The organism is Chryseobacterium geocarposphaerae, assembly GCF_002797535.1.
Taxonomy (GTDB): Bacteria; Bacteroidota; Bacteroidia; order Flavobacteriales; family Weeksellaceae; genus Chryseobacterium; species Chryseobacterium geocarposphaerae.
This window is the reverse complement of record NZ_PGFD01000001.1, coordinates 14,856-30,022: the sequence shown is the minus strand read 5'-3', so window position 1 is coordinate 30,022 and position 15,167 is coordinate 14,856. Positions and strand designations below refer to the sequence as shown.

General features: G+C 34.9%; 13 protein-coding genes. 9 read left to right on the top strand and 4 right to left on the bottom strand.

Annotated elements, in window-relative coordinates; all coding sequences use genetic code 11:
* Positions 1 to 47 precede the first annotated feature (47 nt).
* The 5 genes from CLV73_RS00125 (at position 48) to CLV73_RS00105 (ending at position 6,570) form a co-directional block, all read left to right on the top strand.
* Positions 48 to 2,504 carry a DUF5686 family protein gene (locus CLV73_RS00125; protein ID WP_100374882.1) on the top strand — a complete coding sequence of 819 codons (2,457 nt, stop codon included), beginning with the start codon at positions 48 to 50 and terminating at the stop codon, positions 2,502 to 2,504.
* 81 nt (positions 2,505 to 2,585) lie between these two features.
* The gene (locus tag CLV73_RS00120) at positions 2,586 to 3,338 is read left to right on the top strand and encodes a hypothetical protein (RefSeq protein ID WP_157798688.1); all 753 of its coding nucleotides are present in this window, start codon (positions 2,586 to 2,588) and stop codon (positions 3,336 to 3,338) included.
* Positions 3,338 to 4,006 (top strand): hypothetical protein, encoded by a 669-nt coding sequence (locus CLV73_RS00115; RefSeq protein WP_100374880.1) that lies wholly within the window; start codon positions 3,338 to 3,340, stop codon positions 4,004 to 4,006. Before CLV73_RS00120 ends, CLV73_RS00115 begins: the two co-directional genes overlap by 1 nt.
* A gap of 128 nt (positions 4,007 to 4,134) precedes the next feature.
* Positions 4,135 to 6,324 carry a hypothetical protein gene (locus CLV73_RS00110; protein WP_100374879.1) on the top strand — a complete coding sequence of 730 codons (2,190 nt, stop codon included), beginning with the start codon at positions 4,135 to 4,137 and terminating at the stop codon, positions 6,322 to 6,324.
* Between the two features lie 9 nt (positions 6,325 to 6,333).
* Positions 6,334 to 6,570, top strand: coding sequence for a hypothetical protein (locus CLV73_RS00105; RefSeq protein ID WP_100374878.1), 237 nt, complete (start codon positions 6,334 to 6,336; stop codon positions 6,568 to 6,570).
* A gap of 79 nt (positions 6,571 to 6,649) precedes the next feature.
* Here CLV73_RS00105 and folP read toward each other — a convergent pair whose 3' ends face one another.
* A complete protein-coding gene (folP, locus tag CLV73_RS00100; RefSeq protein WP_169925732.1) occupies positions 6,650 to 7,525 on the bottom strand; it encodes a dihydropteroate synthase in 876 nt (291 codons plus the stop codon).
* 112 nt (positions 7,526 to 7,637) lie between these two features.
* Here folP and CLV73_RS00095 point away from each other — a divergent pair, with 112 nt between their 5' ends.
* From CLV73_RS00095 to tpiA, 4 genes are all read left to right on the top strand, one after another.
* Positions 7,638 to 8,204: a DUF1599 domain-containing protein gene (locus CLV73_RS00095; protein WP_100374877.1), complete on the top strand. Its 567-nt coding sequence runs from the start codon at positions 7,638 to 7,640 to the stop codon at positions 8,202 to 8,204.
* 1 nt (position 8,205) lies between these two features.
* A complete protein-coding gene (locus tag CLV73_RS00090; RefSeq protein WP_100374876.1) occupies positions 8,206 to 9,315 on the top strand; it encodes a BT_3928 family protein in 1,110 nt (369 codons plus the stop codon).
* Between the two features lie 43 nt (positions 9,316 to 9,358).
* Positions 9,359 to 9,709: a TerB family tellurite resistance protein gene (locus CLV73_RS00085; protein WP_100374875.1), complete on the top strand. Its 351-nt coding sequence runs from the start codon at positions 9,359 to 9,361 to the stop codon at positions 9,707 to 9,709.
* An 82-nt stretch (positions 9,710 to 9,791) separates the two neighbouring features.
* Positions 9,792 to 10,550 (top strand): triose-phosphate isomerase, encoded by a 759-nt coding sequence (tpiA, locus tag CLV73_RS00080; protein ID WP_100374874.1) that lies wholly within the window; start codon positions 9,792 to 9,794, stop codon positions 10,548 to 10,550.
* A 115-nt stretch (positions 10,551 to 10,665) separates the two neighbouring features.
* Here tpiA and CLV73_RS00075 read toward each other — a convergent pair whose 3' ends face one another.
* The 3 genes from CLV73_RS00075 to dnaG form a co-directional block, all read right to left on the bottom strand.
* Complete coding sequence (locus CLV73_RS00075) at positions 10,666 to 11,928, bottom strand: esterase-like activity of phytase family protein (protein ID WP_100374873.1); 1,263 nt, start codon at positions 11,926 to 11,928, stop codon at positions 10,666 to 10,668.
* 322 nt (positions 11,929 to 12,250) lie between these two features.
* Positions 12,251 to 12,937: an ATP-dependent Clp endopeptidase proteolytic subunit ClpP gene (gene clpP / locus CLV73_RS00070; protein ID WP_100374872.1), complete on the bottom strand. Its 687-nt coding sequence runs from the start codon at positions 12,935 to 12,937 to the stop codon at positions 12,251 to 12,253.
* 118 nt (positions 12,938 to 13,055) lie between these two features.
* Positions 13,056 to 15,041, bottom strand: coding sequence for a DNA primase (gene dnaG / locus CLV73_RS00065; RefSeq protein ID WP_100374871.1), 1,986 nt, complete (start codon positions 15,039 to 15,041; stop codon positions 13,056 to 13,058).
* Between the last annotated feature and the right edge of the window lie 126 nt (positions 15,042 to 15,167).

The following is a 15,167-nucleotide window of genomic DNA, read 5'->3' as shown; positions in this document are numbered from 1 at the left end:
TTTGTAACTTTCTTATCAATAGTTTTGTCTTATATATAAAAAAGCTAATGTCAAAACTTTTATCTACTCTATTTCTATTTTCCACAGTATTCTTTTTTGGGCAGACTCAGCTCAAAGTAATCAACAAATCCAATAAGCAGCCCATTCATAATGCAGCGGTATATTGTGATGATGAGCTTTTAGGAAAAACAGATTTTAACGGAAATTTATCATTAAAAACAAAATGTAAAAAGGTTGAAATTCTGGCCAGTAATTATGAAGATGTTTCAGCAGATGTAAAAAAATCAATGGAAATTTCTATGCAGCCTTTGTCTGAAAAAATGGATAATATTGATAAAGTGATTATCAGTGACAAAAGTGACCCTAAAGCATTAAGGATTTTGGATGAGGTAAATAAAAGAGCCAAAGAGAATTCTCCGAAATCTTTGGATTCATATAATTTTAAATCATATTCAAAATTTTCTATTGATGTAGACAAAGACTCAATTGATGCCTATAAAAATTTCTTAGCGGTCAGAAAAGATTCTCTTTCAAAAGTCGACAAGAAAGATTTGAAACAAAAAGAAAAGGATAAAAAAGATTCTTTGATTGCAGAAGATTTCATCAGTGCTTCGGAAGAAAGCCAGATGTTTCTTTGGGAAAAAGCGACCGAATACAAATATTCAAAAAGCTTTGGTGAAAAAACGAATATTATCGACAACAGAATGTCCGGTTTTAAAAACCCAATTTACGAAGCTTTAGCGATTAACATTTCCAATTTAGACCGAATTCCAAGGCAATTGAGACCTGAAAACAGAAAGTTGTTCAACTTCTATCTTTCCGACACATTACAGCTTGACGGAAGAAAAACGTATCTCATCAAGTTCAAGGAAATTACAGACAAAAAGAAACAAAACCCAAGAAAATTCAATGGGAAAATCTATATCGATTCTGAAACCTATGCTCTAAAGAAATTTGAAAGTATAAATAAAAAACAGAACGAAGGAAATATTGTTTCCGTCTGGAAACCTATCAACGGAAAATGGTTTTTAGATTCTGAAGATATTAAGTTAAAAATGGGTGACCAGAGTTTTGATACTTCAAAAAAAGACAGTTTAAAGCCTGGAGAGAAGCCTAAGTATAATCAAAAGAAATTTGGAAACTATCTCTATGTTAAAAACCGTTTCTTTGATTTCGATATTAATGCTGAACAAAAAGCCTCTGAATTCAAAGGCTACTCACTGGAAATGAAAAATTCCGACGGAAGTCTTCTGGATAAATACAGAACAGACAGCCTTACCGCAAGAGAAAGTGCTACATACACCAAAATTGACAGCTTCGTTCAGAAGAATGATTTTGAGAAAAAACTGAACACTTTAACCCAGTTAATGCGGGGAAATATCCGCTATAAAATGATTGATTTTGATATTACCAAGCTTTTCAGCTATGACAAATATCAAGGGATACGTTTGGGAGCAGGCCTGAAATTAAATGAAAACTTCAACAAAACCTTTTCTCCTGACGGTTATTTTGGTTACGGATTCAAAGATCATACATGGAAATATGGATTAGGTTTGGATGTGAAGCTTTCTGATAAAAGAACTTCCGTTTTCAGACTTGATTATGTAGATGATGTTTTTGCAGCAGGGAGATTCAGCAACAATATGTGGGATATGATGATGAAAGTTTCAGATATGAATCTGGATCTTCATAATGGTACTTTTTATAAAAACCAAAAATGGGGAGCCTCATTCTTATACGATATTTCCAATTCACTAAGCATGAAAATTGCTGTAAATAAAGAAAAACAAAAAGCTCTTTTCGATTATCAGTATAAAAATCTCGGAAACAGTTTCGATAATACAAGCGCAACATTATCTTTAAAATTTGCTCCGAATGACAAAAACATCATGACACCAAGCGGAAAATATACCTACGAAAAAGCTTATCCGCAAATATTCCTGAATTATGAAAAAGGATTTGAAGCTTTAGGCGGAGATTTGGATTATAACAGATTGGACGCCTTGATTATCCACCAGTTCAGATCGAAATTAGGATACACCAATATCAAGCTTTTCGGAGGAATTTCTTCAGGAAACGCTCCGATATGGAAAAATTTTGAAATTGCAGGACAAAACGACGCGAATGTAGACCATTGGTATTCCAATATCAGCACACCTTCCAATTTAGGATTTGCAACGATGCCTTCAGGAACTTTTTTTGCCGATAAATTTGCTGCCTTTAAAATTTCCCAGTCACTTCCATTCAGATTCAAAACTATCGGAGCAAGATATTCCAGTATCGAACTTGAATACCAAGCTGCTATTGGAAATTTGAAAGACAGAGAAAATCATCAGTTCCAGTTTCAGATTTTAGATCATTATTATCAGGAAGTCGGATTAATGTGGAACCGATTTTTAGGAAGAAGTTTCGGAGTCGGATTCTCTTACAGATTAGGATATTACCAAACGTCTCAATTTAAAGATAACTTTGGGATAAAAATTAAATTTAGTCTTTTAAATTAAAGTTTATCTCTCATAAATAGTAAAATTATAAACAGAAACTTGCCGGTTTCTGTTTTTTTATTATCTTTCAAAAAAATAATCATGAAAAAAATACTCGTTGTCTGTTTCACAGCAATACTCCTTACAGCATGTCAATCCAAAAATGATAAAATCAGGAACTTTATAGACATGTACAACAGATCATCTTCTATGATGAGCAACTACATGATCAAGTCTACCAAAGCCATCGATTCCGGAAACGACGAAATCACCATCGAAGTAAATACTTCGAATGAAGCGGGTGACGAAATGCAAGCAGATATGATGAAAACATCACTTCCGCAACTTATAGGACAAGCTATTAAAAGTGAACCTACAGGAAAAGAGCTTCTTAACAAAGGAGTAAAGTTTAATATTAAAATTTATGGTGTTGGCGCAAGACTTATAGCAGATGAAGTACTTGATAACAAAAATATAAAAGGGGATGCCGGAAACGACCTCAAATCGATTTCTGCGGGAAGTTCCGGTCCTGATCAACTTAATGCTGTTCTTGATGTTTTTAATAAAAATCTTCCGTCGGAAGATCCGTCTTCGGGAATAAAAATCATGAGCATCAAAGCAGATGAAGAAAGCAATATTGTTTACACAGCCCAGGTCCCGGAAAGCTTCCAAAAATTGCTTAAGGTAGAAGGTGCCGAGCAGATTGTGAAAGATGAAATGCTGAGATCACCTCAAATTCAGCAGATTTTTTCCCAGACCGAAAGATTGGGAGTAAAGAATCTTATCTATAAATACACAGATTCCCAGGGAAAAAACATTAAGGAAATCATCCTTACTAAAGAAGATCTGAAATAATGAATGAAAAACCGGTTTGGAAAACCATTTTAAGTGTTGCTGTTTGCTTATTTGCGGTGATAAAGCTTGCTATCACGTGCAGTAAAACCTCAAACAGATCTTCATATTCTGATACCAGCTATGAGAATGTAAACTCTCTTATTCAGAATTACAGAAATGAGGATTTGCAAAGCAATGATGAATCAAATGATTTATTTTACGAAAATTATGACAGTATAAATAAACTTAATGAGGCTGAAAAAGCAATTTTCCATGTTGCAAAAGTGAAAAGCGACACCTTGGTTCCTATAGACCTTACTTCAAAAATAAGTGTAGAACCTAAAAGTTTTATCCAGAAAAATCATGATGACTCTTTACAAATGGCCGTAAAGCTTCCTGATAATACAAGCATATTTCTCCATGCATATTCTTCTAAAGACGACATGATGGATAATTTTAAAGCATTAAAAAAGAAAAAAAATATTGCCAACATACAAGTGAAGGTTGATGATCCCAACTCCAAATTCGTAGGCTACACCTATCAGTACGGAGGAAAAAAATACAATGGCTATGCCATATTGGCAACAGAAAACGGACAGTTTACTTCCCTTGAATTTGAAAACAATAAACTATCTAAGGAAGATCTCCAAATGAAAGCCATTACTTTTGTTTCTCAGATCGCTAAATAAAAGACTCCCGGAAATCCGGGAGTCTTTTATTTTAGTTGTCAAAGAATATTCCTATAAAACATGCTATTAATATCAATTAACAAAACTTTTCTAAAACCATAAATATTACTAATTTTGAAAAGTTTTTTATGAAAAGGATTTTATTGTTTCTATGTTTCTTGGTGTATGTTTTTGGTTATTCCCAATCAAAAATTACATCCATTGAAACCGTTATCATTGAAGATAAAAGTGATCCGAGAGCCTTGGAAATTCTAAAAAAAGTAAACGCCCTTTTTAAAGAAAACTCTCCTAAATCCCTGGATTCTTATTCTTATAAATCTTACGAAAAAGTTTCGTTAGACATAGATGAAGACAGTATTTCACAGTTTAAAAAATTTTTCGACAATACCCTTTTTAAGAAGAAAAGAGAACAGGATTCTCTCAATAATATTACCGTACGGCAGATATTTTCAAAAAGCAAACTTTTCCTTTGGGAAAGAGCCCAGGAATTTTTATACTCAAAAAAATATGGTGAAAAGATCAATATTCTGGATAACAGGATTTCCGGTCTTAAGCAGCCTATCTATGAAATGCTTGCGCTTCAGCAAAGTAACAGAGATGTTGTTCCCGACCAGATAAAGTATGAAAACAGGAGACTTTATCGTTTTTTCCTTACTGACACGGTTGAAATGGACGGAAGAAAAAATTTTGTCATCCGTTTCCGGGAAGTTAATTATAAGAAAAACGACAAGAAAAGAAAATATAACGGTGCTATTTATATTGATACCGAAACCTATGGTATCAAAAAAATTGAAAATTTCAGTAAAAATAAAAACGACGGAATCATTACCAGTACATGGGTTTTCTACAGCAATAAATGGTTTCTTGCCCAGGAAACTGTAAAGCTGAAAATGAGCAATATGGTAATGGAAGAAGAGAATAGGGAAAAACACGAGAAAAAAGATAAAAAGACTTTCGGTACTTATGCTTTTCTCACTTCCAGATATTTTGATTTTCAGTCCCCTATCCAGCAAAATAAAAGTGATTTCAAAGGATATACTTTTACCGTAAAAAATGCAGACGGCAAAACATTAAGTCAATACAGAACAGATCCTTTAACGGAGAGAGAAACCAGTACGTATGCAACGATAGACAGCCTTGGAAAGATTTATAATATTGACAATAAAGCTCAGGTTTTATCCGGGTTACTAAACGGACAAATACGGGTAGGAAGCTTAGATTTTGCAATTGATGAAATTGTAAACTACAATGCCTATGAAGGTTTCAGAGTCGGATTAAAGACCAAGCTTAATGAAAACTTTAATCCCTATTTTTCCCCCGATTATTATTTTGCTTATGGTTTCAAAGATGATCAGTGGAAATATGGAATCGGGTTAGATATTAAAACCTCTTTAGAAAAAAATTCATTTTTCCGTATTGAGCATTATAATGATGTCACGGCTTCCGGAGAATTTTACCGAAAACTCTGGAGCTTCAAGATGCGAACATCCAACTATGGAAATAATCTTAATAACAGCAGATACTTTCAGTTTAAAGGGGTCTCAGTCTCTTATACGAATGATCTGACTAATGCACTGACCTTGGTTTCCAACATAAGAAGGAATTCAGAAAAAGCAATGTTTGATTACGATTTCAGAGATAAAGGCAACGCTTTTGATAACTTTAATACTTTGATCACTCTAAAATATTCTCCGAATTCCACCAATATCATGACTCCGCAGGGAAAATCGTTGCTGGATCAGAAATTTCCTGAGTTCTACCTGAATTATGAGCAAAGCTATAAGATCTTTGGAGGAGATCTTAATTATTCCCGCTTCGACCTGCTTTTCCTTTACAATTTAAAAACCATGTTGGGAACAACAGGCTTTAGGATTTACGGAGGAATGGTTTTTGGAGCAGCCCCAATCTGGAAAAATTTTACAATGAACGGACTCGCTTCTCCGAGAAATGACTTCAACTTCAACCTTACCTCCTATCTTGGTTTTGCAACCCTGGAAGGAGGAAAATATTATAATGATAAATTTGTAGCTTATTACTTAACCCATAAGCTTCCTTGGTATTTTAAAAGCTTCGGGCAGAATATTTCAAGTTTTGACTTTGTACTTCGTGGAACCATTGGTAATATGGAGCACCCTGAATACCATGATTTCAGATATAGAACACTAAACAGATTGTATCAGGAAGTCGGATTGGAATGGAACAATTTTCTTTCCAGTTATTTTAATTTAGGATTGTTTTACAGGGTCGGTTATTATACAACACCGAATTTTAAGCAAAATTTTGCGATACAGTTTAAACTCAAATTATTAGAATTTTAAAATCAGCATATGCAAAAAATAGAAATAAAAGCAGATCAGTTTTTCGAATTATTAAAATTAAAGGACACCTCCATGTGGGAAATTTTCGCCCAAATGATTGATGGAAATGAAAAAGAAATTATTTTTCTTGATGGTGAAGATAAAATCCTTTTCAACTATATTCTTCCTTCCACAAAAGAAAAAATGGAGGAAGACAGAAAAGAATTCTCAAAGCAGTTTGCTGATAAACTGGCTAATTTAAACTAAAAAATATTGCGCAGAATGTCATTCTGACGAAGGAAGAATCTCTTAAACACAAAAAATTCTTCACTTCACTTTGTTTCGCTCAGAATGGCATTCCGGATATTATTCTACCTTTATTCAAAAACTCTTCCACTGTTTTCTTTGCTTCAGCTACATCATGTACACGAAGGATTTTAGCTCCTTGCTCCAATACTTTTTGATGAAGCTTCTGAGTTTCTTCATTAATATCTAAAGGAGATTTTCCCAATGGTTTATAAATAAAAGATTTCCTTGAAATTCCGATCAACAGCGGAAATTTTCCAAAACCAAGATATTTTACCTCTTCAAGCAGCTTCATCTGGTCTTCTACTGTTTTTCCAAATCCAAAGCCAGGATCTAAAATGATATCATTAACTCCCATTTCTAATAATTGCTTTGTTTTTTCAGAGAAGTACTGATTAACAGATAATGTAATGTCCTGAAATTTTATTTTATCATGCATGGTTTCGTAGGTAGGATTCACATGCATCAAAATATACGGAAGCTTTGTTTCAGCAGCTGTTTTAAACATATTTTCATCAAATTGTCCTCCGGAAATATCATTAATAATGTCTATGCCTTCATTATAACCAAATTTCACCGTTTCGGCGTAAAAAGTGTCTAAAGAAATCAGAGCTTCAGGAAACTCCTTTTTAATTAAGGAAATTATTTTACCGATTCTTTCAATTTCCTCTTTACTGCTTAAAAACTCTGCATTCGGGCGGGTCGACTGCGGTCCAATATCAATAATCTCAGCCCCTTCTTTTAATAATTGTTCAGCATGCTTTATTGCTGAGGTTTCATTATTGAATTCTCCGCCATCTGAAAAAGAATCTGGAGTAAGATTCAGTATCCCCATGATTTTGGGAGAAGACAGATCTACGATTGTTCCATTACAGTTCAAAGAATGCTCATTGATAGATGATGAAATATTTTGCATATACAAAAATACTAACTTCCGGCTTCCATCCCCTAACTTCCAGCTAAAAAACTAAATCCTTATTCCTGCTACCTAAAACCTATTTTGTATCTTTGAAAGATTAAGAGAATTTATGCTAAAGACATCAATACAATTCGAAAAAATTATCAGTCAGTGTCGTGATTTGTTTAGTAAAAAACTTCAGGACTACGGAGCAGCCTGGAGAGTACTAAGACCCAGCTCAATTACGGATCAGATCTATATTAAAGTCAACAGAATCCGCACCTTACAAATGACCGATAAAAAAATGGTGGATGAAAGTGAAGAGGATGAATTTATTGCTATTGTCAACTATTCCATTATTGGGCTTATTCAACTCGAAAAAGGTCTTGCCAATGATTTCAGCGAAAATAAGGACGAAATCTTAGCGCTTTATGATAAATATGCCAATGAAGCCCAAGCTTTGATGGAAAGAAAAAATCATGATTATGGTGAAGCATGGAGAGATATGAGAATTTCTTCCATCACGGATCTAATCTATCAAAAGGTATTAAGAACAAAACAGATCGAGGACAATCAGGGTAAAACCATTGTTTCTGAAGGTTTAGACGCGAATTATTTTGATATGCTGAACTATGCTGTTTTCTGCCTGATCAAATTCTCTGAAAAAGAAGAAACAACCGAACCAAAAACTATTTAATATGTTAAAAGCTTTATTACGCTTCATTATTGGAATTATCTTCATTCTTTCGGGCTTTGTAAAAGCGGTGGACTTAGTAGGTTTTTCTTTCAAGATGGAAGAATATTTCGCTCCCAATGTCTTTGATATGCCTTTTTTAGAAAAGTTTGCATTACCACTTTCTATATTTGTGGTGATCTTGGAGCTGCTTTTAGGATTTATGCTTTTAATTAAGTTAAAACTTAAATTCACCCTTTCAGCATTAATTGCTCTTTGTATTTTCTTCGGATTCCTTACTTTTTATTCCGCTTATTTCAACGTAGTAACAGATTGCGGATGTTTTGGAGATGCAATCAAATTCACTCCATGGCAAAGTTTCATTAAAGATGTTGTTCTTCTGGTCGGCTTAATTGTCGTATTTATCTTATACAGAAAAGAGTTTAAGAAAAAAGACTCCTACAGCTACAGCCCTAAAAAAGAATCCAATACATTCAAATATATTCTTTTAGGACTATTTTCTATAGTAATGATCCTAATTGGAGCACACGGAATTATCCATGAACCTCTTATCGACTTCCGTGATTACAAAATCGGAACTGACATACAGGCCGAAAAACAGAAAATCAGCAAAAACCCTTCGGTATACAAGACTTTTTACAGCCTTAAAAATGAGAAAACAGGAGAAATTGTAAAGATTAATCAGGATAATTATATCAAAGAAACCAAATATTGGGCAGAAGGTTCTCCATGGAAAATAGAAGAGGGAAAAAACGAATCTGTTTTAGTAAAACAAGGCTATAAATCTGAGATTGTCAAGTTGAAGATTGAAGATCCTACCGGAATTGATCTGACAGAAAGCATCCTTCATGCTCCTAAAGCCATTTTGGTATTTTCATATGCTCCTAAAGATGTTTCTCCAGAGCTGTTAAAACAGGTGGAAGCAAAAGCAAAATCTCAGGGAGCCACGATAGTTTATGGAGTTTCAACCATTGCAACTACCTTCAAAACAATTCCGAATGCAATGATGGACGGAACAGCTATTAAAACGATTGCCAGAAGTAACCCTTTTGTTCTGATCCTTGAAAACGGGAAAATTACAGACAAACTTCCTGCAAAAGATTATCTGAAGTAATGAAACATTTTAAACACTAAACTTTTAATATAACATTGTAAGAATGCAAAAATCAAATAAACCTATTGCGGGTTATCATTTATTAATGATACTTTCTTCTGTAGACGGAGAATTTGCTCCTGAAGAAGGTCTGCTTGTTCAGCAATATCTGGCAGATGAATTTCCTTTCAGAATGAATCTTGATAATGAGCTTGAAACACTGGCTCTTTTACAGCCTGAAGAATGGAAAGATCATTTTGAGTTTCATGCACGCTGTTTTCATGAAGATTCAACGGAGAGTGAGCGTGAAAAATTTGTACAGTTCGCAAAGTCTTTAATAAAAGCCGATAATGTGGTGACTGATGCAGAACATACGTATTATAAGCTTTTAAAAAATTTGTGGAATATTAATTAATTGAAAATTAGAGATTACAAGTAGAAATTAGTAAAAACACGAACTTCTAACCTCTAACAATCTAACTTCTAAATAAAAAACTATGAGAAGAAAAATAGTTGCAGGAAACTGGAAAATGAACAAAAACGTGATTGATGCTCAACAATTAATGACTCAATTATTAGAATATAAAAACAATAATACGACCAACTGTGAAGTTTGGATCGCTCCTCCTGCATTATATTTAATGATGGCAAAAGATATCTTCGAAAAGGATGAAATCGGAGTATTTTCCCAGGATATGAGTGAGCATGAAAGTGGAGCTTATACCGGAGAAATTTCTGCTGATATGCTTGAGTCTATTGATGCTACAGGCTCATTAATCGGACATTCTGAAAGAAGACAATACCACGGTGAAACAGATTCTCACTGCAACAGAAAAGTGAAATTGGCCTTAGACAAAGGTCTAATTCCTGTGTATTGTAACGGTGAAACTCTAGAGCAGAGAAAAGCAGGTCAGCATTTTGAAGTGGTAAAAAACCAGACAGAAGTTGCTCTTTTCACGCTTTCTGCTGAGGAAATTAAAAAAGTAGTAATCGCTTACGAACCGGTTTGGGCTATTGGGACAGGCGAAACAGCAACACCTGAACAAGCTCAGGAAATCCACGCTCATATCAGAGGAATTATCGCTACAAAATACGGACAGGAAGTTGCTGATGAAGTTTCTATCCTTTACGGAGGTTCTGTGAAACCGGATAATGCAAAAGAAATTTTCTCTCAGCCTGATATTGACGGAGGTCTTATTGGCGGAGCTGCTTTGAAATTAGAAGATTTCTCTAAAATTATTGAGGCTTTTAACTAGTTTTAAAATACAATATTATAGAAAAGATCGCCCAAGGGCGATCTTTGTTTTTCCTACTAAGTAGGAAAAACAAAATCGGCGGCATCTTCGATGCCGCCGATTCAAAAAAATCTAATTATTGAATATCGACTATATACATTTCACCTTTATCCTGTTTACCTGTTTTAGGTAAAGTTTTCGTTTTAGGGTTTCCGTTGCCATCGTCTGCAACTCCGAAATCGTCATCATTAAAAACAGCCAGTTTATTATTTCCTAAATACACAATTCCTTCAAATTTATCGTGTTCATACCCAATTTTGGCAACCAAATCAACGGCTAACGTTTTCGTAGCAGGTTTTAATCCTGCAGCGTTGATTTCATCCCAGGTAGACTGTTCAAGGGTTTTTCCATTGATCTTCATTCCGTCTACTGCCGTTAAATCTGTTCCCGAAACATCCGAAGCATTGGCCAAATTGATTCTGTACACTTTTTTAAGTCCACCCACAGAACCAAAATTCCCGTCTCTTTCGATTACCAGAAATTCAGTATTACTGATTGGGGTAATATCGCAAACAGAATCAGAAGCACCTCCATCCTGTCTGTATAAGTATTGTTTGGTTTGACCCGTTGCTAAATCAAAAGTCACAATTCTGGTTAAAGTCGTATTTGTTGCCAGAGCTTTTGTAGGAACATACATGGTAGACTGCATCGTCCCCACCAACGTTTTTCCGTCGGGTGTCATACACATTCCTTCCATTCCGCGGTTGGGTCTTCTTTTGGCAAAAACAGCAGGAAGTTTTCTTGTTCCGGTATTTACGCCAATCGGACTGATTCTCTCCAGTTCTACTCCATCTGCGCTATAATGAACAATATGAGGACCATATTCATCAGAAACCCAGAAAGTACCATCTTTTGCTGCCACAATACTTTCACTATCCAGTCCATAATTATCTGTTCCTAAAACACTTCCGTCTGCAGCATAAGCAATTTCTCCCGTACTTCCCATTCCTACAGGATTTGGAAGACCGGTAATCGGCTGTCCAGAAGGATTTTTAAGCTTGATATATTTAATTACCTCAATATTGCCGCTTGCATTGATTTTAAAATGCATAATAGTCGGTGTAAAATCCGGGACAAGAATTTTAATTCCATTCGAATAAGCGACATTCGGACCACGATCGGTAATTACATAAAATTCTCCTTTCTGCGTGGGGTGCGCTGTTGCTCCGGAACCGAAACCTCCATTGATGATATTAACTCCGTTCAATGTTTTTAGCGTTGAAAAAGGAAATTCCTGCGGAAGTTTAGAATAGTCAATATCCTGATTGATTGCATTATCATCATTGTTGCAGGCAGCCAAAGCCATACAGGCAAAAACAGGTAATAAGAATTTTTTCATGAGTCGCTTTTTATTGGATGCGAAAGTAAATAATGATTGTAAACTGATGTTGAATAGAATATTAAATTTCTTTTGTCTTGAACTTTTATTTCAAATTTGGAAACAAATACCGGTCGGTTTTTAGAATTTCAAATTCCCCTCATTTGGAGGGGTGGTGAAAATTCAAAGAATTTTTGACGGGGTGGTAAAAATAATCAATTGGCGGTGTATAGAAATTCATTATTCTTTCATTGTCTATAATGATTATTAGCCCTCATAATTATCAACAAACAAAAAAACGCACCAAATACCTTGATGCGTTTTCAATATTTTTAAAGAAAAATTATTTTTTCTCTTTAGATCTCTGTAATACCTCATCTACCATTCCGTAGCCTTTTGCTTCTTCAGAAGTCATCCAGTAATCTCTGTCAGAAGCTTTCTCTACCCAGTCAAATGTTTGCCCAGAATGTTCAGCAATGATGTCATATAATTCTTTTTTAAGCTTCAACATCTCTCTAAGGTTGATCTCCATATCAGAAGCCACTCCTTGAGCCCCTCCTGAAGGCTGGTGAATCATTACTCTTGAATGCTTAAGAGCAGAACGTTTACCGTTTTCACCCGCAACCAATAATACAGCTCCCATTGAAGCGGCAATTCCTGTACAGATTGTTGCTACATCTGGCTTAATGATTTGCATGGTATCATAAATTCCTAATCCTGCATATACACTTCCACCAGGAGAATTGATATAAATTTGAATATCTTTTGAAGGATCTGCACTTTCTAAGAATAGAAGCTGAGCCGTTACGATATTAGCAACCTGGTCATCAATACCTGTACCTAAGAAGATAATTCTGTCCATCATTAGACGCGAAAAAACGTCCATTTGGGCAACATTTAATCTTCTTTCCTCCATAATGTATGGTGTAAGATTTGTCGGTCCAAACATTCCCATATACTGATCGGTTACCAAACCGTTGTTTCCTAAATGCTTTACAGAGAAGTCTCTGAATTCTTTTTTAATGTCCATATTTCTATTGGTATTATTTTAAATTTTTTTCAAAGTTTAAATTACAACTTTTATTCCTAAAATTATATAGGACTTTTTGTCACAGAAGATCAATGATTAATAAACAGTTTGTCTGAAATTATCTTTTTCTGTCCCCGTAAATACCTTTAATCGGAGAATATTCAATAATATCGCTCAAACGCATGGAAGCCTGTTTCAACAATGTTATTTTTTGAAGCAGCTCAAAATACTTTACGGGATCAGAATCCCGGTGTTCATCAAGCTCTCTGGCTGTCTGTTTTATTAAATAATCTATATATCTGTATTTATGAAGCAATACATCACCTTTTACCTGCTCAGCAATTTTATCCCCATAATTGGGCGGATAAATATTTCGGGAAGCCCAGTTTTCAAGATCATCTAGCGGAATTAATGCATCCACAACTTTTGAAGTAATCTCTTCATCCATAAAAGAGACAAAAAAGTTTCCGCTTCTCAGTTCATCATTTTGAATCCCTTCCTTTACCTGATCAATGATCACTTCATTTCCCTTTACCAAAAATTCATATTGCTCTTCTTCAAAATGCTGCAGAATTTCTTCTATAACGGTGATCTGATATTCTTCATTGTGATCGTCTTTTCTTTTCAGAATCACATCTCCAAACATCAGCATATGATCTACCAGCTTGTTTTCCATAAATAGAACGTCATACAGAAACGGATCCCCCTTTTCTTCATCCAAAGGTACAATCTCCATTTTCACAGGAGCCGCATTTTCCTTCTGCTGCTGAACGTGCTGATTCTGATTTTGAGTCACTTGGCGCTGAACATCAAGCTCATTAAACAAACTCTGCTCAGAAAGCCCGAATTTATTGGAAACTTCTTTTAGGTAAACCTCTCTTTTTAAGGCATTTTGAACAAAACCAACTGATTTTACAATATCTCTGATGGCTTCTGCCTTTTTAATCGGATCATTCCCGACTTCTTTTAAAAGAATTTCTGCCTTAAAATCAATAAAATCCATCGCCTCATTTTCGATGAATTTTTCTACATATTCCTGAGGATGTTTTCTTGCAAAAGAGTCAGGATCATCGCCATCCGGAAACAGAAGAACACGAATGTTCATGCCTTCCGTCAATAACATATCAATGCTTCTGAAGCTGGCTTTAATTCCGGCATTATCACCATCAAAGAGAATCGTAACGTTTTCCGTTAATCTTTTGATGAGCTTAATCTGCTCTGTTGTCAAAGATGTTCCGGAACTGGACACAACGTTCTCAATTCCCGACATATGAAGGGAAATCACATCCATATATCCTTCTACCAAAAGGCAGACATTCTTTTTAGAAATCGCCTGCTTACTTTGGTTTAATCCATAAAGAACATTGGATTTGTGATAAATTTCGGTCTCCGGGGAATTGAGATATTTTGCGGTCTTAACATTATTTTTAAGAATTCTCGCTCCAAAACCTAAAACCCGCCCCGAAAAGCTGTGAATCGGGAAAATGACTCTTTCTCTGAAACGATCTACTCCTGCAGGGGTATTTTCCGGAAAAATGGAAAGTCCGGACTTTTCTAAGATCTCTTTGGAATAGCCTTTTTCTAAAGCATATGTTGTAAAAGCATTTTTCTTTTCGGGAGAATATCCGAGCTGAAATTTTTTGATGATATCATCCCGAAGCTCACGTTCTTTGAAATAAGATAGTCCTATGGCTTTTCCCTCTTCAACTTCCCACAGAAAATTTTGGAAATAATCATTCGCAACTTCATGAATCTTATATAGTAAATCTCTTTCGGACTGTGCATTTTTGGCCTCTTCAGAAAAATCTTTCTGATCTTCTTCAATTTCAATTCCGTACTTTTTAGCAGCGTGACGAAGTGCTTCAGGATAGGTGAAATTCTCAATTTCCATCAAAAAAGAAATAGCAGTCCCTCCTTTTCCGGTTGAGAAATCTTTCCAGATCTGCTTGGCTGCAGAAACTACAAAACTCGGTGTTTTTTCATCATGGAACGGACTGAGTCCTTTATAATTAGACCCTGCCCTTTTCAGCTGCACATATTCCCCAACAATCTCTTCTACACGTATTGTTGAGAATATTTTATCTATGGTCTGCTTGGAAATCATAAGACAAAAATATACAAATTTATATTGAAATTGATACATTTACAGACAACTCAATACTGAGTCTTAGTAATTTTTTGATTTTTAAATAATTTAATTTTTAATTATTTTTGAAAATTAAAAATCAGG

Coding starts and splice junctions, on each gene's coding strand:
- CLV73_RS00125 (WP_100374882.1), top strand. CDS start 48: ATGTCAAAACTTTTATCTACTCTATTTCTATTTTCCACAGTATTCTTT.
- CLV73_RS00115 (WP_100374880.1), top strand. CDS start 3,338: ATGAATGAAAAACCGGTTTGGAAAACCATTTTAAGTGTTGCTGTTTGC.
- CLV73_RS00085 (WP_100374875.1), top strand. CDS start 9,359: ATGCAAAAATCAAATAAACCTATTGCGGGTTATCATTTATTAATGATA.
- clpP (WP_100374872.1), bottom strand. CDS start 12,937: ATGGACATTAAAAAAGAATTCAGAGACTTCTCTGTAAAGCATTTAGGA.
- tpiA (WP_100374874.1), top strand. CDS start 9,792: ATGAGAAGAAAAATAGTTGCAGGAAACTGGAAAATGAACAAAAACGTG.
- CLV73_RS00095 (WP_100374877.1), top strand. CDS start 7,638: ATGCTAAAGACATCAATACAATTCGAAAAAATTATCAGTCAGTGTCGT.
- CLV73_RS00120 (WP_157798688.1), top strand. CDS start 2,586: ATGAAAAAAATACTCGTTGTCTGTTTCACAGCAATACTCCTTACAGCA.
- CLV73_RS00110 (WP_100374879.1), top strand. CDS start 4,135: ATGAAAAGGATTTTATTGTTTCTATGTTTCTTGGTGTATGTTTTTGGT.
- folP (WP_169925732.1), bottom strand. CDS start 7,525: ATGCAAAATATTTCATCATCTATCAATGAGCATTCTTTGAACTGTAAT.
- CLV73_RS00075 (WP_100374873.1), bottom strand. CDS start 11,928: ATGAAAAAATTCTTATTACCTGTTTTTGCCTGTATGGCTTTGGCTGCC.
- CLV73_RS00090 (WP_100374876.1), top strand. CDS start 8,206: ATGTTAAAAGCTTTATTACGCTTCATTATTGGAATTATCTTCATTCTT.
- dnaG (WP_100374871.1), bottom strand. CDS start 15,041: ATGATTTCCAAGCAGACCATAGATAAAATATTCTCAACAATACGTGTA.
- CLV73_RS00105 (WP_100374878.1), top strand. CDS start 6,334: ATGCAAAAAATAGAAATAAAAGCAGATCAGTTTTTCGAATTATTAAAA.